Annotated in this window: 13 protein-coding genes and 1 tRNA gene; 5 read left to right on the forward strand and 9 right to left on the reverse strand. The window is 31.6% G+C overall.

Annotated features, from left to right (window positions below):
* Nucleotides 1–53: 53 nt before the first annotated feature.
* Genes ACM40_RS05695 through ACM40_RS05705 form a run of 3 tightly spaced genes read right to left on the reverse strand, consistent with a single transcriptional unit; the run spans nt 54 to nt 3830 of the window.
* Nucleotides 54–2084: a recombinase gene (locus ACM40_RS05695; protein ID WP_048501877.1), complete on the reverse strand. Its 2031-nt coding sequence runs from the start codon at nt 2082–2084 to the stop codon at nt 54–56.
* Nucleotides 2085–2097: 13 nt separating this feature from the next.
* On the reverse strand, nt 2098–2742 hold the full coding sequence (mtgA, locus tag ACM40_RS05700; protein WP_048501878.1) for a monofunctional biosynthetic peptidoglycan transglycosylase: 645 nt from the start codon (nt 2740–2742) through the stop codon (nt 2098–2100).
* A gap of 41 nt (nt 2743–2783) precedes the next feature.
* Nucleotides 2784–3830, reverse strand: a complete 1047-nt coding sequence (locus tag ACM40_RS05705; protein WP_048501879.1) for an ABC transporter substrate-binding protein — start codon at nt 3828–3830, stop codon at nt 2784–2786.
* Between the two features lie 59 nt (nt 3831–3889).
* Here ACM40_RS05705 and ACM40_RS05710 point away from each other — a divergent pair.
* Nucleotides 3890–3963: transfer RNA gene (locus ACM40_RS05710), tRNA-Arg, on the forward strand.
* 190 nt (nt 3964–4153) lie between these two features.
* Here the strand turns inward: ACM40_RS05710 and ACM40_RS05715 are convergent.
* The 4 genes from ACM40_RS05715 to ACM40_RS05730 all read right to left on the reverse strand — a co-directional run bounded on the left by ACM40_RS05715 (nt 4154) and on the right by ACM40_RS05730 (nt 9584).
* A complete protein-coding gene (locus tag ACM40_RS05715; RefSeq protein WP_047388376.1) occupies nt 4154–4318 on the reverse strand; it encodes a hypothetical protein in 165 nt (54 codons plus the stop codon).
* On the reverse strand, nt 4305–5795 hold the full coding sequence (locus ACM40_RS05720; protein ID WP_048501880.1) for a recombinase family protein: 1491 nt from the start codon (nt 5793–5795) through the stop codon (nt 4305–4307). Before ACM40_RS05720 ends, ACM40_RS05715 begins: the two co-directional genes overlap by 14 nt.
* Before the next feature lie 343 nt (nt 5796–6138).
* Nucleotides 6139–8691 carry a DEAD/DEAH box helicase gene (locus tag ACM40_RS05725; RefSeq protein WP_048501881.1) on the reverse strand — a complete coding sequence of 851 codons (2553 nt, stop codon included), beginning with the start codon at nt 8689–8691 and terminating at the stop codon, nt 6139–6141.
* Nucleotides 8691–9584 carry a DUF1837 domain-containing protein gene (locus ACM40_RS05730; RefSeq protein WP_048501882.1) on the reverse strand — a complete coding sequence of 298 codons (894 nt, stop codon included), beginning with the start codon at nt 9582–9584 and terminating at the stop codon, nt 8691–8693. The genes ACM40_RS05725 and ACM40_RS05730 overlap by 1 nt, the downstream gene beginning before the upstream one ends.
* A gap of 380 nt (nt 9585–9964) precedes the next feature.
* Here ACM40_RS05730 and ACM40_RS05735 point away from each other — a divergent pair, with 380 nt between their 5' ends.
* The 4 genes from ACM40_RS05735 (at nt 9965) to ACM40_RS05750 (ending at nt 18717) form a co-directional block, all read left to right on the forward strand.
* On the forward strand, nt 9965–15808 hold the full coding sequence (locus ACM40_RS05735; protein ID WP_048501883.1) for an ATP-binding protein: 5844 nt from the start codon (nt 9965–9967) through the stop codon (nt 15806–15808).
* A 326-nt stretch (nt 15809–16134) separates the two neighbouring features.
* Nucleotides 16135–17037 carry a bacteriophage abortive infection AbiH family protein gene (locus ACM40_RS05740; RefSeq protein WP_048501884.1) on the forward strand — a complete coding sequence of 301 codons (903 nt, stop codon included), beginning with the start codon at nt 16135–16137 and terminating at the stop codon, nt 17035–17037.
* Between the two features lie 24 nt (nt 17038–17061).
* Complete coding sequence (locus ACM40_RS05745; protein WP_048501885.1) at nt 17062–18000, forward strand: hypothetical protein; 939 nt, start codon at nt 17062–17064, stop codon at nt 17998–18000.
* Nucleotides 18001–18021: 21 nt separating this feature from the next.
* Nucleotides 18022–18717 (forward strand): hypothetical protein, encoded by a 696-nt coding sequence (locus tag ACM40_RS05750; RefSeq protein WP_131705334.1) that lies wholly within the window; start codon nt 18022–18024, stop codon nt 18715–18717.
* 143 nt (nt 18718–18860) lie between these two features.
* Here the strand turns inward: ACM40_RS05750 and ACM40_RS05755 are convergent, their stop codons facing one another.
* Complete coding sequence (locus tag ACM40_RS05755; RefSeq protein WP_117614857.1) at nt 18861–19787, reverse strand: hypothetical protein; 927 nt, start codon at nt 19785–19787, stop codon at nt 18861–18863.
* Nucleotides 19788–19791: 4 nt separating this feature from the next.
* On the reverse strand, nt 19792–21873 hold the full coding sequence (locus ACM40_RS05760) for an ABC transporter ATP-binding protein (RefSeq protein ID WP_048501888.1): 2082 nt from the start codon (nt 21871–21873) through the stop codon (nt 19792–19794).
* Nucleotides 21874–21947 lie beyond the last annotated feature (74 nt).

Here is a 21947-nt window from a genome sequence, read left to right on the forward strand (position 1 = left end):
ATAATTGAAACGTTCCTTTTAGGAGCGTTTTTTTATACAGATGAAGCTATCTATTAATGTTCCTCAGATTTACCGGAAATCGTACTGCTCATCAGATCATCCGCTTTTTTATCCAACCCTGAACGCAGCGGAAGGAAAAATTTGAACGGATGCTTTACAAAATATTTGAAAATCTCCCTGTAGATTTCGCTCACCTGCCCGAAATTCATTTTTCTTGACCTGAATGCCAAAAACATGGATAAGGTGAAGCTTACCAGGAAATTGAAGAAACCTATCAGGAAAACAGTGAAAAACGAGATCCAGAAAGTATAGGAATCCACTGAAAAATCTTTTCCGTAAAGTCCTAAAGCAAAGTTTCCGGCCGCAAAAGTAATGTGCCTGATATCAAGATCTAATCCGAAAAACAGACCTACCGGAGCCGTTGCCCCTAAAAATACTCCAAACCAGAAGTTGGAAACAATTCCGGGCCAGTTTTTAGCATAATATTTGGATAAACTTTTCGCAAATTTTTTACCAAAAAAACTTCTGATAGAAAGGTTTTTCGCAATCCTTTCCGGAATCTGGTAGAACACGGAGTTGTTCCCGATGTTTCCTGAAATAATTCCTGAAATAAACAGGTAAAATCCTGCAATACTCGCATGCAGTATAGCTTTTGACTTGAACGGATCCAGGTCTTTTAACAGTTTATCTGATCTTTCTACCGCCAAATTTTGAGAGAAAAATACATCCAGCCCATAAATGATCGCCAATGCAATTGGAAAGGAAAGAAGCACATTTCCTACGAATGCAATAAACTGGCTTCTGAAGAGCTTGGATACAAGGTGGGCAAATTCGGTATTGTTACGTTTGCTGTTGCCTTCTTCAGACAAAACTTTAGTCATCGTAGCCGCGGTCATGGCGGGCTGCTTGGTCGCAAGGGTAAAACCCATGAGATAGATCATAACGAACCCCATCGCATAGTTCATTGAATATAAAAATGCATGGGAAAAATCACTTCCGGGAATGTACCCATAAAGCATTTTCAGGACGCAGAGTGCCCCTACAATAATTCCTCCTCCACTCGCTTTATAAAACATGGTCATATATTCCTTCCGGGTAGAAGTAATATAATGGGTACCGGTTTCTGCGGTATGGTTGGTAATAAGATGCGAAAGCAGACGGGTACTGTCGTTGATCAGGTCTGCAATATTGTTTTTATGAGATTTGTAATTGAGTATATTAAAAATCAGCTGCTTGGATTTTATGATAACATCCTCTTCACTATCGATCACCAGAAGTTGTACAATCTCATAGATTCTTTCGGTCTGCTGACGGATTTTAAGCAGTGACTGATTGATTTTACCGGAAATTCCGTATTTGGCAGAGTTTTTAAAAGCAATATTGACAAATTCGTGACAGTGCTCCGTATAAATTTTGATCTGTTTGTAACGGCTGTCTTTGGAATGCAACTGTAGTCCGGGATCTTTTTTAAGATCTTCAGTCAGCGCCTCCAGCTCATTCTGAAGGGCAAGAAACGGGTTATCCAGATTTCTGTACTGAGGGGCCATTCTTACCACCTCTACTTCCATCGCCATCCCTGTTACCCTCCATGAAAGAATATTCATTGAAAAGATCAGCTCTTTTTTGACGTTGGGTTTGGTAATGAAATCCGAAGCACCGAGAATCTTTAAAAACTCGTCAATTTCATTTTCAGGAAGATTGTGCAGGTATTTCAGGTCGGATTTGGGTCTGAAACTCACATTATCAATCATATACCACACCGTTTTTTCATTTTCCACGGGTGGCAGTATTTTGTTAAGGATTCTTTTTTTCAGTTCCGGAAAGAAAGCGTTTTCTGAAAGAATATTAGCCTCGGTAAGGGAAAGGTTGAATGGCCTTTCTTTGAAGATATTATGAATGTAATGTTTAAAATTCTCAGCAAAATCCGGATTATTTCTCAGGAAATTAAGAACGGTTGTAAAATCTGCCCTCTTAATGCTCTCTAAAAACTCGGCAAATGGTTCTAAAGAAATAGTTTCGTTCTTAAAAGAGAAGTATTTTTTAAGAACTGATTCAAAATTTGTGCTGGAATTAAAAAATTTCATTGGGACAAAGATACTATTTCAAACTCACATTCCTCATCTGTCTCATGATCCAATTGTGCTTCTTTCTCAGGTAAGGGGATGGATTTTTAGGATCGTATTTCTTGGGGTTAGGTAATACAGCTGCAATCCAGGCTGCATCCGAAGCACTTAAATCTTTGGAAGATTTTCCAAAATAATACTGTGCCGCCGCTTCTACCCCGAACACGCCCTGCCCCATTTCAATAGAGTTCAGGTATCTTTCCAAAATGATATCCTTACTCCATACTTTTTCAATGATGAAGGTGTACACAGCTTCCAGACCTTTTCTGAACCAGCTTCTTCCCTGCCAAAGGAAAACATTCTTTGCTGTCTGCTGGGAAATGGTACTTCCCCCACGGACCCTTTTCCCTTTTTCGTTATTCTTCATGGCCTTTTCAATAGCTGTATAATCGAACCCGTTATGGTTGAAGAATTTCTGATCTTCAGAGGCAATCACCGCTTTTTTTACATTATTTCCCATTTCATCATAGGAAATATAATCTCTGTGCAGCTTTCCAAATTCAAAAAGTCCCCCGATCTGCGTAATGGTAATAGGCGGATTAAAAAACCTGCCCCAAATAATAAAGAATACATTCAGAACAAGAACAATAAAAATGGCCTGCTTAATTTTTTTCCACATAATTTCTAAAAAGGACTACAAAAATAAACAATTCGCCTGAGTTATTGAAGTTCTTTCATGTAGGTCAGCTGATATTCCGGTAAAAGTTCAGGGTGAAAAATCTTAATGTAGTCTTTCAGGATAAGGTCAGCTCTTACAGCTCCACTTTCGAAGAAATCATTGGCTTTCTGTTTTTCTTTTCCGGCAATGGTATAGATCTTTCCTTTATTGAATACATCCAGTTTTCCATAGAAAGGATTGGTGCCCAGCATTTCCTTTTTTGAAGTGTGATTTCCGGCATTCACCCAATATTGTACTCCCCCTGATTTGGCATATATTTCTTCAAAACTCATCGTAAGAGATTTTTCTTCTTTATTGTCTTTCATGATGTAAGAAGCGTTGGCATCTGCAATATAGTTAGCTACAGAAGTTTTTCCGCCAGGCAGGTACCAGACATCTCCATACATTTCATTGGCCAGCACCACAGGTTTATCTTTTGCCTTTGAAGCCAGCTGTTTAAGGTCATTATAATTTTTCTCAATTTCGGTATATTTTGCTTCAGCTTCCTTTTCTTTACCGAAAAATTCACCAAAAAGTTTGATGTATGCTGTTTTTTCCAGAGGAAGCTGCTCCATATATTCATCCAGGAAAATCACCTGGATCCCATTATTTTTCAGAAGCTGATAAGCATTGTCGAAACTTGCAATATAATTGGTAAAAACAGCATCAGGTTTCATAGAAATAATTTTTTCTATATCGTATTTCTGTTCGCTTCCTACATTCTGAATTTTTCCTTCTTTTAAAAGGTTCTGAATTTTCTCTGAGTAAATATATTCCGGGCTCGAAACCCCGATCACCAGATTTTCTGCTCCCAATTCAGAAATATATCCTGCCATGCTGGCATTTAAAAGGATGATTTTTTTTAAAGGGGTCTGATCAGATTTAAAATTATAAGTGAAATTTCCGGATTTAAGTTCCAAAGTCCCGTCATGTTCTTTGAATTGGGTACGATTTGAAATTTGGGTCCAGTCTGAGGATGAAATTTTTTGTTCTCTTTTACAGGAGATTAGCGCTATAACTGTAAATAAAAGTAAAATTCTCTGTTTCATCTTTCAAAGAACGGAAAAAAGTGCTATATTTGCAAACCCTTAAACAATAAGGAAACAACGGCCTCGTGGCGCAACTGAATAGCGCATCTGATTACGGCTCAGAAGGTTACAGGTTTGAATCCTGTCGAGGTCACTTAAGGAGACAACTATTTGATAGTTGTCTCTCTTTTTTTACACATAAAAATCTCTCTATCAGGCTTTTACAGCCTGACATTTTATAGTTTGAATTTTTTGACGTGAAATCCTTAGTCCACCTGAAACAGACAGTCTAAAAGTGCTCTATCAGAGATTTCATCGGTATTGAAGCGTAGTTTGAAATCCCATTAAGGTTCTAGTATTTTTTCCTCTTTTGGCTTATTGTAACTTTTTGATACTAAATATAGTAATTCTAATATAATTTTAGCTTCTTTCTCATTTACCTGAACTCCATTCTTAGCTAAAAGAATAATCGCTTGTTCAACTGAAACATTCTTATCAATAAAATTCATTTTTCTTATTAGTTTTTCGGTTACTTTTTTTTGATAATATTTTTAAAAATGCTTGCTCCAAGTCCAAAGAAAGATCTCCTGTTTTATAATCAATATCAACTGGTGGAATAAGACTCACAAGACTTTTTTTATCTGAGGTGTCAAACTCGGAAAATTTTCGAAAAACTTCGACTATTTCTTTATCTTCTATTTGATCCTTTTTATCAATAGCTTTTAATTTAAGAAAAATATCACGCGCTTCCTTCTTAAGATGCCTAATGTTAACTTGATTCTCTTTTTTTAATTCATTGTAGTCATCAATTTTTAATACTCCTGCTAAAAACAACTTTCTGCCTCTAGAAAGAACTTGCCCCTCTTCTTTTATTTTTCTCTCAATTAAATTTTGATTGTACAAATAACTTGCTTTCAGTGTCTTTATATTCTGGTCTTGTAAAATACATTTAAATAAGTCAATTGTATTATTTGATAGTATTAATTGCTGAAGCTTATTTTGATAGCAATCATTCAGTAAAATTGCGTTTATCCTTGTTCTACAGCGATCATGACAATGATAATATGGGTATTTTTTTGAGCTTCCTTGTGCAATACTTCCACTGAGTTTTCGATCGCAAACAGGACAAGTCAAAAAACCTCTAAGAAAAAACAGCTCTTTTAAATCATCTTTTTTTGAAGTAGTTTTTCTTTTTGTATTAATAACAGACTGAACTTGATAAAATAACGATTCAGATATTAAAGGTTCATGCAAACCTTTTATCATTTGTTCTTCATTAGATTTAAGTTTGACTGATATAAGCCCACAATAAATTGGATTCCGTAAAATTCTAAAGAAGTGTGACCGTGAACATATCAATCCTTTTTCATTAGCCATTTTCATTATTTCGGAAATCTTATGATCGTTCTGAGCAGCTTGATGAAAAGACCACTTTATAATATCAGCTTCAGGCTCTTTAGGAGCAATAGTTTTTTTACCATCCATTAATGTCAAATTAATAAATCCAATAGGTGCTTTATTAGGATATCTACCCATCAGCTTCGCTCGACGAATACCATTTGCTGTATTTTGAGCCCTTCTGGTATTTTCCGCCTCTGGAACAGCTAAGTATACAGCCAACATAACCGTGCTTTCCGGCACAGAGAAATCAATTGGTTGATCAATAGCCATTGCTGTCGTTTTATATTTTCGCAGCTTTCCAATCATTTCGTAAGCATATTCAACATTACGACTGAATCTGTCCCATTTTATAAATAGTATGTTTTTATCTTCTCCTGATGATTTCTTTTTAATTTCTGAAAACAATTCTTTCCACTCAGGTCGGTTGAAATTTTTGGCAGAATAGTCTTCCCGATAAATTCCTTTGACTTCTATATTGTTATATTTACAATATTTCAATAATCTATCCTCTTGCTCAGGCAGAGAGTAACCTTTTCTTTTTTGTTCATCTGTACTTACGCGGACATATAAATAAGCTGACTTCATATAATTAATGCATTTATTTGATTTACAAATTAATATTTTTAAGTATATGAAATGATAAACAAAAAACAATTTATGCTGTATCAATTAAAAAGGGAAATTCAGTAGAAAAATTGGTATAATTTGGAATTTGGTTACACATTAACAGTAAATCCTAATCATGCAAAGCTAGATCCTAAAGTGAGACAGGTAATATTTCACTTTTTTATAATCTCTGAAACTGTCAACCGTATATTATTCAGCTCTTCATGCAATTCTCAAGATCCGTTCTCCATTAAGGTTTTCGTTATTTAAATGGTAATGAGCATTAATTAGTATTGATTTTAATTGACATTAAACTATCTTTTTATAGTGTTCTTTTAATTTCTTCAAATTCTAGAGATGTTGATCTAAATTCATTTAGTAAAAGTGCTTTATTTACACCAACTAGTTTATTATCTTTCAATATCAAGGACTTTCTATGGTGTCTAAAAATTTTAATTGCAGTATTCCTAGACAACCCGATATTCTGCAAAGCTATCACCTGTGGTATTTGTGTTCCATATTCCAAGAGTGTTGCCCAATTATCTCCGGCTTTGCTCTCTCCTATAATAGCCACCAAAATTTGATAGTAATGATTGAAATACTTTTCTAGAATATAGCGAAGAACATATTCAATGTCATCGATAAGCTTCTCAATTAGAGCATTTATATGCCTTCTATTTGTCTTATCAAATACTTCATACACTCTAAAATCAACTTCTACCTGATATCCATTATCATGATTGTAGTCGATAGATTGACTTATTATCTGGCTTAAAGAAAACCCCTGGACCCATTGGTTCATCAGCACCGCGTAGTATTTTAAACTGTTTACATTTGCCAGCTTCTTTTCTGTTTTATCCCACGAATATAATCTGTGAAAATCGATCAATACTTTAAGGATACTCTCATATTTTATAGCTCCACTGTTAGGTAATATACTTTTTTTTGATTTTGATACAGCTTTGTAAATTCTTTCCTGAATATCAAAATTGATAGTTTGATTGAACTTCAAGATCGACTTTGGAATCTCAAAATTAATAATCCCTTGCTTCGCCAAATCGATGAGCTTTTGCTTATTATCTTCAATTAACTTATCAATTATTGGACTTTTATAATTAGCTGTAGTTTCTAAAGTGTCAACTTTAATTATATTCGCAATATATTTTAATATTTCTTTCTCTACTTCAGAACCAGATTTTATCTCTTCATTTTTAAGTGCCTTTTCGATTTTTTTAAGATTATGATCAATCTTAGTCAGAATGGTAGGCTGCAGTTTAATATCCTTTCTTATCAAAACATCCTTGTCAACCCATTTAAAATCCTCATACTGAACACAGAAAATATTTCCCACTAACTCTCTTGTCAATCTTCCTGCCCTTCCAGAAAGATTCCAAAAATCAATTGGTGACAAAGTTGTTTTCGAACCACTTCTATTATCTATAATAAAAATATTCTGTGTAGGCATATTAACTCCTTCCAGTAATGTTGAAGTACAAAATACATAACGGATCTCTTCCTTTTGGTATAAATCTTCGATCAAATTTCTTATCAACTGGGGCAATTTTCCATAGTGATATGCCACTCCTTTTTCTATAAAATCAACTAAATAATATTCCGGATGGATGTATTCTTTAATATTTTTTATTGCCTGCTCAACAAGTTCACTCTGCTCAATTCTTGGAAGTAACTTTGAAAGCTCAATTGCTTTATTCACCGTATTCCTCTTGGAATAACAATAGATGAGATTATTTTTATCAGCTCCAATAAACTTGATAAATTTTGTAATTGAATAATCCTTGCTATCATCAAGTATGTCCTGCAACTTTAAAACTGAATTATTGGAATAAGACTCAACCTCTTTAGTCTCAAGGTTAACAAAATAAATATTTTGAGATACGGGAGACTCTCCTGTTCTAAATGAATTTTGTATATCCCTATTGAACAGTCTCAAAAATATTTCAGGGTTGGAAACATTTGGGGAAGAAAAATACAATTTAACATTCCCATACTTTTTCTGAACTTTTTCAATAGCCGAATAAGTCGTAACACTACGGGCATCTTTATCATTTGCTAATTTGTGTGCTTCATCAATAAATAAAAAGCCTATTGGAGGATTTGTATCTTGTGACAAATAGCTAAGAAGCCGTTCTGGGGTTAAAACAAAAATATAATTGTATTTTTCTTCAGTTAAAATATCAGATACATTTGAATTAATAAAGATTTTATATTTATAAGTGTCCAGAAGCTCATGAAGTTCATTTTTTAAATCAGAAAAAAATTGATTGATAAGAGCTCTGGTGGGTACAATGATTACGATATTTTCTGGTGGACTGTTCTTTATCACCTTTTTGATAAAAGATTTGATGATAAAAGACTTGCCCATGGAAGTCGGTCCGGAAAAACTAAACTCGGTACTTTTGGACAGCTTATTAAATAACTCAAATTGCGTGTCTGTAAAAATCATTCCGTTTCCATCCGGAGCCTGCTGTATCAATCGTTTAGATTCGGTTTCAATTTCCCTAAAAATTGGGAGAAGTGCAATATTTTTGTTTTTATTTTCCAAATAATTAATCGCCGGAAAATTACCTAGTTTACTAAATATAGCTTTTGATACTGTTCTGTACACTTCGTTATCTTTGTAATCTTGATTCAGAGAGGCAACAATTTGATAAGATCTATTTCTCGCATCAGAATTTTTAGAGTTGGATAAAATGTCTGCAAAACGCAAAGTGTCCCTCAACTCTTTTGTTGTAAATTGAACCCTGTTTGATTTTTTGAACAGGTTTTGCGCAGTTATCAAAGAACATTTATTAAACAAAGCATTGAAGTATTCATCTCGCAAAATATCCTCAGTCAGTTTATCGATAATTTTCATCACTCAACTATTTTTTCAATGATATGTTTTCTTTTATTTTGAAGGTCTGAGAAAGGAATGACATAGATATAAAACTGATACCCTGTATAGTCGCTTTTCTTTAGCTGATGATTTAACGAATTCTTCGCTTTAAGTACTTCTTTCTTGATCTTCTCTCTTATATTTTTGCGGAAGTCTGAATTACTAAGTTTGCTTTCGTCATCTGTAATGGGAATATCAAAGCCCAAAAATATTCCGAAGGAATAATCCAGATATGTATCATCCTCCTTTGCACTCGGAATTATGATCCTTTTTAGCATTTCATAAGTTGTCTGATCATAAGCCTCTTTAACGAGTTCACTATTGATTAGGTCAATTTCAAACTCCAACTTTGATGTGGATTTTAGAAATTTGCTAATTGACCCAAAAGCCTCGTATACACCTTTACTGATATCAGAGTTAAGTTTTGATTCACCAAGAACGATTTGATAGTCTGTATCTGAGAGCTTTAAAAGGTGTACACCATCAGCTCCCTTGACATAATCATTGGAATTGGTTTTTAATTCCAATTTGGTAAGGATTTTTGGAGCATTTAAATGAGATTCAAGTAAACAGTATAATAAAATTTCGCCAAGTTCACCCTCGTTATCAGCATGATGTTTCAGTTTAGCTTTTGCCTTTTTTACAAGATCATTGAATTTATCTGCTTGTTTTAACTCATCAACTTGCTTACGAGAGAGAGCAAAATAACAAAGTTTGTTTCCAAGTTCATTTATAAGCTCGTCATAGCTAAATGCGTTATTTTTGACCTTTAAAGTAAAAAGATTTAATGTATTATTATTTTCAAGCGCTTCATTGCACAAGTCATTATAAAATAAATCTAAAAAATCATCTTTAATATTCTTCTCAATCATTAACAGTTATATGGTATTAGTATGCACTAAGTTAATAAATTAGTACTTACAGTTGATCCTTTATTTAATTTTCGTGCTAAAAATAAACTAAATTTCTATCGAATAACTACTGTTTCCCGTAATAGAATCCATAAAGCTTCACTCAAATCTATAATACAACAGAAAGAAGTAACTAAACATAAGTTATAAGAGAAAACAATTTTAAAAACTTAGATTCTCAAAATAAAAAAATAAAGTAATCACTACCCGAATACTTACAACAACTTTATAAAGCCCGTAATGAAATCTTACGGATTCCCTTTTCTGACATTTAGATTAAATTCTTACCTTGGATAATTCGAAACATAAAATTCCAATTTAAAAAAGTCAATTCCCTAGTAATGAAAATAAATCCCAACAGCTCTATAAGAAGTGGATATAAATATGAAGATTTATTTACCTTAAAATTATGTGTAGATTGGTTATTAGACCCAAAACTATACGAAAGTATTCGGATTCAGTATAAGCCGGAAGATATTGAAATTACGCATTTTGCGATTGATGACATTGTTGCACAAAGGAAAGACGGAGGAATCGAATACTACCAAATCAAGCATAAACAGAACCCAGAAACTGATTTGTGGGATTTTAACCAATTATTTAATAAAGGGCTATCCAAATGGATGAAATCATACTTCGCACTAAAAGAACCAAATATTTTTTGTAGTCTTATAACTAATGGAAATATTGCCCCTGAAATTGAACAATGCCTGCAAAATGGATATTTGAATCCTTATAAAATTTTAGATGTCAATCCAGAATTTCTTGACAATCTGAAATCAATTTATACAGATCTAAACTTAATTAATATATTCTTTAGAGAGTTTTGCTTTCAATTTAATCAACCAAATAAAAAAGATCTGGAAGAAACTCTTCGAGAAATTTTATACAAACAATTAAAGGTTACTAAAGCCGGAGTTGATAGTCTTCTGCTTTTTATAGCGAATGAAGGAGCTGAAAAGCATCCGAAAACATTTACTTTAAGTGATATAAGATTACATCTATCGTGGGATAATCCCAGACCTTTAAATCAAAACTTTGAAATTCCTACAGACTTTGAGTTCTTCAACAAAAATACTCATCAAGATATTCTAAAGGACCTAACCAGTATAGACGGTGGGATTAAGGTATTTATAGGAAAACCTGGTAGTGGAAAAAGCACTTACTTATCTAAATTATATACATTACTTAAGAAAGAGAATACACTTGTATTTCGTCACCATTATCACTTAAACCCGAAGGACAATTCATATGCTGATCGATTAAACTCGGAACGTGTAATTGAAGGCTTAAAAGCTGAATTTAAAAAACAGAAAAATACCGTAATTAAATCGTTAGGTGAACAAAATACTGCGTTTACTCAATTAAAGGAGTTTATAGACCAAATTGCAGATTACTGCAGAAATGAAAATAAATCATTTATTCTAATTATTGATGGATTAGATCATGTAATTCGAGAAGGAAATAGCCAAAGTCAACTTATAGAATTTCTAAATGAAGTTCTATATCCTCAAAAGGGGTATTGGTTAATTTTAGGAACACAAGAAATGGCGACAAACTGTTTTCCTAATATTATTAATCAATATGCACCTCGTAAGCAATGGATTGAAATTAAAGGATTAAAAAGAGATAGTATAAAAAAGATAGCTATTAAAGCTTTTCCTAAAGACCACAAAGCATATGGTACTCATTTTGAGACAATCGTTTCAAAATTATCACAGATTACTAAAGGTAACCCTCTACACTTAAGGTATGTTTTGACTGAAATAAAAAATTTAAAGAAAGGTATTTCGGAATTCGATTTAGACCGTATCCCTCATTATAATACTGAAATTGAAGATTATTATAAGAGCCTATGGCAACAACTTTCTTCGTTAGCAAAGACTATTTCATTTGCGTTAACAAGCCTAGATTTTAAGTTGCAAGAAGAACAACTAATTTCTCTAGCATCTAATTTTTGTCAATACCCTTATGAGATTACAGACAGTTTTGCCCAAATTCGTCATTTATTCCGATTTGAGCTATCTGGCATATCAGTTTATCACAATAGTTTCCTTGTATTCATTCATAAGCAACCAGAGCTCAATGAACAAAAAATATTATTATATAGAATTCTACAAAATTGGTTAAAAGAAAAGTCTCAATATCCACTTTGCTGGTCTGAACTGCCAAAAGTCGAATACTATTTAGGAAATCCAGATATGTTATTGTCTATTGATAACTCTTGGATTGTCAACCAATATCTTGACTGTCATAGTGAAACTATTATTGAAAATATTTTGTATTTAGCAACAAAAGCTGCTTTTGAAACAAATCAATTGGATAAACTTATATACTTCTCAATTGTTGAAAATCTATTTAGTAATAGATACTATAACTTGGATAAAACACTTGGTAATATATGGGCCATATCTTTTAAAACAAATAAAACCATCAATCTACAATATCCCGATTTTAGTGTTTTAACACATTACCAACTTGCTGAGATCGTCATTGCTCTCAAGAAAAAAGGAATAACAAGCGTTATTCCCGAAGAAGCTATAGATCGAATTAATGAATTATTTACTGAAGCTAATCACGAAATTAATGAAATCGCAAAGTCTTGGCTTCAAATAGTTATACATTATGATATTCCAACTAAAAGAATTTTCAAATTTATCAAACAATTCCGAGGCGATAAGCATGCAGCGCACTTTTTTAAATTTTACTTAGAAAAGCTATTTGAACAACTTCAACAACCAATTCGTCATGTTGAGGAAATTTTGAAAACTCAATTACTTGAAGAAGAAAAGGAGGCATTATCTGAGGTACTAATAGCTTATGATTTACAGAATGTAACTGCAACATGGGCACATCATATTGATACTCTGCTTCCAAAAGAAACACTCTTACAATTATTCTACAAGAGCCTTTTTGGTTACACAAATGGTAATATAGTTGAACTAATACCTTTAGACTCTTTTCCCATAAAAGTGCAATATCACTCTAGTGAATCAGAACCAATATTAGACTTACTCAAACATAATTTATTAGGAGCTTTTATTAATGCCTATATCGATTTAGGTGAGTTGCCCAATATAGAAATTATGGATAATGATCCAAACAAAATCTGGGTATCTGAAATGTATATTGCTATTTTAAGTGTTGCAAAATTATTATCTGATAAGACAAAGAATAAGAGCATTATAGATATTCAACATATTTTAAGTCCTATTGAAGATTTAGATATATTGAAATTTCCCAAAAATTATGATATCTACGAATATGGAAGAATTGGGATACCGTATATCATAGATTTTGTACTTTGGATGTCTTATATAATTAATAAAAAGAATAACCATAATCATGAATTACAATATCAAGAATTAAATTACTTGAAAAATAATAAATGGTACAATAAAGCATCCCTGTTTACCCTTATTAATTCTAAACGGATAAAACCGAACAAAATTGCAGTTCAGCAATTTATAACAACTGAATTACAACAAATACAAAATGAGATTATTCCATTTACTGAAAAATGCGACTATATAACAGATTTAGCAATTTTAGCAACTACATCTGACAATAACGAATTAATAAGACCACTTCTTGAGAGAGCCACAGCTAATATTCTGGCCTATTCACACCATAAATATATGCTTCTTCATGATATTTTGGAAAGTATCGAAGTTTGTATTAATGCAGCATCAAATAAAAGTAAAGACTTTTTATTAAAAATTTTTCCGTACATACACAACATCGAAAAGTTAACAGACGGAGATGAAACCAGGCATTTCATAACTGTATTTTGTAAACTCTTAGCCAAAGTGGATCCTAAAATGCTTTACAACATTTATATGTACAATCTGTCTATCAGAGAATATGATAGAGTAGAAAGTACTTTTGATGATATATTACATACGTTGAATTTTGATGATCCCATTTCAAAAGCCATTGGTAAGACCGCAGTCAATAACTTGGAAACCTTGAATGAATTGCAGAAAAGTGATACATCAATAAAAGACATAATAAATAATTTGACAAGTAAGTTTGGAATAAATACAGCTACTCATAAACAATTAAAACAAGAGAAACTTGTAAGTAAAACAAACAAGGACCACAGTCATATTAAGCCAGAGGAGCTTAAAGAATATCTTGTAGTAAAAATGAATTTCATCAATGGTCATATTACATATTCTGAGTTATCATTTCTGAATAGTTGGCTTAACACTAGATTAACAGCCTTTCCACAGGAAGAATATCAAATAATAAAAGTATTAAAGGAAATATTTAACAATAGATTTTCAAATATATCTGCCGAATTATTGGACGCTATCTATCCTATTGCTTACAAATATGATAAAGAATTTGCATTCAACTGTATATGTTGGGCACAGTCTAATGGCAGTGGATGGTCTCCTACCTATATGCGTCGTATGAAAGAATCTCAAAAAAGATGGAAAAATGTATTAAAAGACTATCCGGGGCGAGAACAGGAGTTTTATTCCGAAAGTGTAAAAAATACAGGCTTACATTATGGCCAAGAAAAAAATTATAATGTTCCCATTCCCAAAAGTACACAATTTTATGTTGACTGTGGGGATATTTCAAAAGCTGAGAATATAACAAATTCTTACCTCAATCTTTTACCTGAAATATTTCCAAACGTAGAATTACCCGTCCCAGACTTTTTCCTCAGTCCAGCAGAGATAACGCCTTTTGAAATTTTGTTATCTCGCCTAATGTGGATTAATCCAGTTACCAAGGCTAGCGCAGCTGAAGCAATAGCAGATATATTGGAAAATGATTTTGATGGGCAATATCATGAGCTATTTTTCGACTATCTTTTAGTACAATCTCTTGAAAATAGAGCTTGTGAAGGATTATTAATCCTAATTAAGTCCTTACAAAACATAAACTCTCTCACATTTAAATTTTTAAATCAAAATATATTAAACAATTTACTTTCTGTGCGATGTCTAGCAACTGATTTACTCATGCAAAACATCGCTGAAACCCTAAAATTAAAACTAAATATTACTAATCCATTATATTTTTACACTACTTCAGCAAAAACAGAACTAAATAGAGAAGACTTCCAGCACCTTGTAGGGCGAAATCTTCCTTTATGTTATATAGATTATCTAGATTCTCTTCAACAAAAGGCTGGAAATTTTATTGATGTATGGAACGTTTGGTGTACTTCCTATGAAGAATATTGCCAAGACTTTGATTTAACATATGATAAAAGCATAGATGAAGATTACTCGAACAGTCAGTATAATATCATTACTGGTAGAACAACTGTGTTTGGAGACATTTTAAAATCGACATTTATGAAATTGGTTGATTTTCTCTATAATTATAACTTGATTGATTCCAATGATCTATGGCATTACACTATCAAAAATTTACCAATTGATTATTCCTTGTGGAAAATAAAATTTACGCACTGTCCATCTTGGTGGCCTCAATTAAATATTAAAGATTCTAGAACAATTGAAGAGATTGATGATTATAAAACAGTATTAATAGAATTTCTACAGAAAGATAATGATTCTATTGCGCTTTTTTTTAATGGTAATTTTTCACATGGTGACAATCATTATGATTCAAATGTATATTGCCAACTAAAAGCCTTTGCCTTTGCAACTCCTAAAACCAGTTCATTGCAAATGGAGGCAAAGCAATTATACAAACATATAGCAATGAGTGGTTTTTGGTATCCTGCTAATGCACATTTTCACAATTATGGAAGCTTAGATGGAAAATTGAGATTTCATCAAAATAACCAATCAAATCAGTATATACCACTGATTAGCGAAATAAGGACATTAGCTAATAATATGTGGCAATACTATCGAATGAAAGATAATATAGTATTGCTATCTCCTATTTTCGATCAAGAAACACGGCTTGATTACAGCTCAGGTATACTTACATTTACAAAGGACCAAAATGAGATAGCATCATTTAACGATTTTCTATTAAATTTTAAAGATACTAGCCACTATGGTACACCAACCCCTTATAATAGTTATTTAATTATAGATCGAAAATATTTAAGGAGTTTCTTGAAAAAGAAAAACTTAACTCTATCATTTGTTATAAAACAAAAAATTAGTGTTAAAGACCGCATGAACAGGGATGATTTATATAATTCAACAAACTCTTATAAAATTATACATTTGAATGATTTTTAAAATTTGATAAATCTCTTGGAAGAAACAATACTATTAACTACTAGTAATATCCAAAAACAAGCGGAGTAGCCCGATTTATGTGACCAGGAGATTCAGCTAATAATTGTAAAAATATATAATAATTTTATGCTGGCAAAAACATCAGGACAGTAACAATATGAGAAAGGTTACCCATAAATGCTTTAGGATGAATTTCAAAGCATTGAAAAACTATTTCTATTTTACCTAACAGTATCCAAACCGAGACAATATTTTATAAAATTATAATTATCAAATACATACACCTAAAATACATTCAAGATCTTTTAAATTAAAACTAGTTTTATATGAATAGACTTTATATAATTGGGAATGGATTCGATAGATATCACAATCTTCCCACAGGATATAGTGATTTTCACCAATTTGTTATCAAAAATCATCCAAGTTTAGAGAATACTTTCGAAGAATATTTTAAATTAAGCACGAAATTAAGTGCTGATAATAAAAACCTTTGGGCAGACTTTGAAAACGATTTAAGCACATTTAATTGGAAAGCTTTCTTTGACGACAAAAATCAAATTGATGTACTTGACGATAGTTTTAGACCAAGTTTAATCTATAGTCTTGAAGATGATTTAGAACAAGAAACTGAGATTTTAATCAGCAGTATTAGAGAAGCATTTGAAGATTGGCTAACTGATTTAAGTTTAGAATCAACCAAAAAAAAACTTCATTTTGAAGAAGATTCAATTTTCTTGAACTTCAATTATACATTAACCCTAGAAGAAGTTTATCAAATTCCAAGTGAAAAGATATTACATATACATGGAGATGTTGAGAATAATCAAGGATATTTAATTTTTGGACATAATAAAAACCTAAAAGCAAAACCAAAATTTGATAAATATGGAGAAACGACGCGAACTCCATTTTCTGATTCTGAAGCCAATGCGCAGCAGCCTTTTTACAGATTCCAAAAACCTGTAAGAGATATTATTCGTGACAATGAATGCTTCTTTAAAAATCTACATGACATCAATGAAATAATAATTTTAGGACATTCACTTAATATAATCGATCTCCCATATTTTAAAAAAATTAAAAAATATGTTGCTGACTTATCAAGATGGAAAGCCAGCTTTTATAGTGATGGAGAAAAGGAAAGCCATTTAAAAAGTCTCCAAAAAATCGGAATAGATGAATCTAAAATAGAGTTTTTTAAAATATCTGATTACGATTTACTTTAGCAAACATTCAATTTATCAATTATTATGGAATATAGTTTTAGAGAAAAAAATTACAAGGTTTCCAGATTTAAAACCTTCCTGACAAATCAATTAAAAACGCAACCAATTGAAACAGTTTTTAATCTTCTAATCGAGTTCATAGAGCAAAATGATTTTAAATTTAATGACCTCTTAGCAATTCTAGACAGATACATTGATTATTCAAAAAAAATAGGCCTTGGAAATGAAAACGTGTTTGCTTTTGTTGATAGTAAAATCAAAAAACTATCTGAGCCTAACAACACCGAAATCCTGTTACCTGTATTCACTTTACATCACAAAATTGAATCTAAATATGCATTGAATTCCATTGAAGAAAATCTCGGAAAAATATTTAATAACACAAAAGAGAAAGTGTCAGTATTATTATTAAAGACAGACATACTCTTAGAAAATAAAGAATTTGACAATGCTTTTTCAGTACTTAGAGATTGCTCTAATCAATCTTATAATTTGAACATTTTCGATTCTTTAGAATTGAAAAGAACAATCTACGAAAAGATGGCAATCATCGGTGAATTGGAGAATAAGAGTAATGTTGCAATTAACTATTTTATCTACTATAGTGCTTTCCAAGCAAGTGTAGAATTCTTGCATTTCCCCTATTTAGACACCTATCGGAATTTTAGAATTCCTTATTCGATACTTGAAAATCCTGAACAGGAAATTATTCAAATAAATAAACATTTGAAAGCAAAAAATTTGGACATCCGTTCGTTTAATTCTTTTTTACAAGAACTGTATCACAATGAAATTCCAAAAGCATTTAATCTCGAAAAAATTGATATTGATACTTTTACTATCTCAAATTTATCAATAAAAGATTTGACTTACTACTCTAGTTATCTTTCGACACTTTCCGTTAGAGAATTAGTTTCAACAATAGAAGTATTAATCTTACAGAAGATGAAAGACATTCTGTAGATATACTATAAAATACAATCTATGACAAAAGAAGAATTAAATAATGAGCTTGGCTCGGAAGACTACAAAATTGAACTAGACAGACTCTACATACTGCGAAGTTCAATGATACAATGTTTAATGTTCTGCTATCTCAATTCTGTCAGAGACGGAATAAGTCAGGAAAAAAATTTTTTCTTAAGAATGATTGATGATATCTCTCAAAGTATTGTTTCTATCAATTCTTTGGCGAAGGATGGGATCTCAAATACTTGTTTAAGAGAGTTAAGATACTTAATTGAAGTTGCTATTAAAAGTTGTTTTATTGTGAGAAACTCTAATAAAGATACATTTGTTGAGCAAATTAAAGAATATGAAAAACTATTAAACTCCTCCAATATTAATCAAATAAATACATTAGAGTTTTACTATCTTGATGATTTCAATGAAGATTTTAAAACGGAAGCTAAAAAGCTTTACGGATTTTTATCAAAATACACTCATGCCAGTTCGTACCAGTTAATGGAAAGACTGAACAGAAATATTATTGGCAGAACTATTGGATTTGAAGGTACTAAGGAGCTTAAAGAATTAAACAACACTATAGAAAAAGTTTATTCAGTAGTTATTGTATTAATCTTTCATTCGGTAGCGCAATATGTTCCTGGAGATTTTTTGGTAGAACAAACGGGAAAACGATTGATTGGTATTTTACAAAATCTAAATATATTTCCTTAATTGATGAAAAATTCGATTATAAATTTGAAAGACAATCAATTCTTAAAGAGTTGGCTGATGAGCGGAAGAGAAGAGTTTTATTTTAAGATACTACCCATTTGAATAATTTTGCAAAATATTTTTGTAGCCACCAAAAAATGTATTTACAAAATACCTAATTCATTTAAAATGTCTTTTTTAACTTTACTAAATGGCCTTTTGCTAAAGTCAGCTTCTTTAGAATACGTACCGAATACAATTCGATAAATGTCGTCATAATCAAAATCTAATTTTTCATATTTTTCCACCAATTCAATAAGATATCTTTGCGAGAAACGATGACGGATATCGAATATATCTTTTAATTCTTCTGAGTGCGCACTGAAGATTTCGTTCAACCTAAATACTTCGGAAGAGTTTTCTATCCTTTGATTTAAAACTGCATCAGAACTGGTCGGCATTAATTTAACTCCAAGATGAGCAGAACCACCCAGTATTGCACTTACTGTATATGGCAAATATTGATATTTATAGTCAGAAATAACATCATCAACATAGGGATGAATATTTTCTGATAGTAAAAACTTTTTGGTATGCTTCAAGGTACTGTTACACGTTTTACAGCTTGGAATTAGATTATAAACAGACAAAGCAAGCAGCGGATAATCATCTTGATCAAAAAAATGATCGAATTCGGGTCTTATGAATTTATCATCCTTTCCCGAACCCTTATCTACTGTCAGCGTATAATTTCTATTGCAATAAAGGCAGGTACGAATTTGAAGTTTAGCAGCTAAAGCATAAGCATCATATCTATTATTTCCTTTAGCCGTAAAATATTTATAGTTAAAGATTTTTTTTATTTTAGGCTTCAGCGAATTTTTATATGCTCTGTGCCCTAAAAGCAAATCATTTATATTTTTTAGATCTTCTGGCTTAGAGACAAGTATATCTTCAAGTTTGCTTTCAATAAAATCTTTCAACAATCTGTTCAAATTACTTTCTCTTATCTTACGTAATAAATAAGGTTTTAAACTATCACGATGCTCTTGGATAATGTCGGCTCTTGAAGACAAATCAAAATATATCATACACTTACATTTTATTCAACCTATTTTGGATTTCTTCCAACTCAATTTGTAATAGTTTTTTTGCTAGATCAGTTTTCATTTTTTCAGAATACATCTGAGCAAGCTTACGTTGAATAATTGGCTCATCTATTTTCTCAATAAGAATTCTATGAAGCTCTTGGTCAGCCTTATCATTCTCATCTCTAAGCCAATCGATGGTTTTATTTATTTTACTGTCTGAAAATTCACCAATCAGACCATCACTAATAAAGAATGAATCCGCAAATAAATCAGAAACATTAGCCCCAAACGTTCTCTTTTTACTTGTAGATATTATTGTTTTCTGATCTTCTGCTTTATCCAAAAAAATCACATTTTCAAATAATACATCCGAAAGTGTTAAGGGATCGTGAGTTGAAAAAATTATTTGTAAAGATGGAGCATCCTTTCCCGTACTTTCCCAATTTTTCAGTGCTGCATTATATTTTAATGGTTTTAATTCTGAAAATAAAATGGGTAACACAGTTGTGATAGCTAGAACAAATTTTTTCTTCCACAATGGATGATATCCTAATTCAGGCTCATCTAAAAGTAGCACTAAATGTTCTTTACAAATTTGCTTATGTCGTTTATTTTCTATCACATAAGAATAAAATGAAGAAAATAGGTCTAAAAGTACTTTTTCGCCGTTTGATAATTTTTTATCCGGACTAAAATCAAACAAAACAGCCTCATTCCCACGATTATAACGGCTAAGAATAGTGATTATTTCTTTATAAAGCTCATTAAAATCGGAAAATGTCTTATATTCTTTTTCAAAATCAAATGATATTGATTCCCCTTCTGTGTATAGAGCAGTCATAAAAGAATAAAACTTTTTTATTTTCGTAAAATCTTCTACATTTTTGATAATCCCCCTTTTTACTGGTGCAAATTCAACACTTCCAAAACTATGAAACTTATCCTCCTTAATAATTTTGATTATTTCATCACTATTTTGTAAAGAGACTCTACCAAAGTTACTTATGAAAATATCATGTAGTAAATCACTCTTTTGAATAATATACTGCGTCAAAAGCTGATCTAAACGTTGTTCGAAATTCTCTGCTTTTAAAAAATCATCAAAATTGTAGGGTGCTCCCAAACCATTTTGTACAAAAACAGCCCCCGCCTGCAAATAGCTCAAGATAAGGACTTCAACATCTTTAATTATATTCTTCTGATCATGGATTTTATTGGATTGATCCTGTGGTAGATACTCTGGGATGTCCCAAATCTGTTTTAGTTTTTCTGTAAAGCTATCTGCTTTTAGATATCTTAAATAGTCTTTATACTCATTAATAACATCTTCTTTTCTTCTTGTAATAGTTTCCTCCGGAATGGTTTCAAGCGTTTGTATTGTACGGTTTAACTCATGAACCAGAGTATCTCCTCTATTAGGATTTCCAAAATTTGATAAAACATAAGTTTCCATAAAGTAATCTTTAGTAAAATTATGTGCGCTCAGCGTTAGAACTTTATAATTAGGAAAATCTGGATAAGACTCAATAATTTTTGGTATCAGGCTACTTCCCATCAATAACCCTTGCTGGTGTAAGGATTTCAAGTAATATTGCTGAAGTGAAGAATCAAATTTAGATGATGGATTCACTGGAGATCTTGCTGATTTCAGTTCAAAATCTATTATAGGAGAATAATATAGTATATTTAAAAAGTCCCAATTTGTTACAACTTCAATATTTTCTGGTGCAACGATTTCTTTTTTTGTCTGATTAATAATTTTTGTGATTACTCTACCATTGATAATTTCCTCCCATACAAACAATGATCCTTGCGACAATTGATCAATTGGATAATTGAATTGTCTCATAATCGAACTTTTCCCAGCTCCGTTTTTTCCAACAATTGCTGATACTAAATCAATGTCTTTGCCATAAAAATTTTGAATAAAACTTACATTTTGTCGTATTTCTGATAAAATAATTGAATTCTCATCCTCTAAAAAAATGTAGTCATTATAACCACCTAGCTGCAATAAGGTGCCTATTTCAGTATGGTCGAAAAGGTGTTCGAGAGATTTTTTCGGAATATAAACTGTTGTAATCATAGAGTATTTATAACCTTAAAAAAAGATATGAGAGACTATTTGAAGGTTGGTTATCTTTTTTTCAAATTTACAAA

The organism is Chryseobacterium sp. BLS98, from assembly GCF_001045445.1.
Classification (GTDB): Bacteria; Bacteroidota; Bacteroidia; order Flavobacteriales; family Weeksellaceae; genus Chryseobacterium.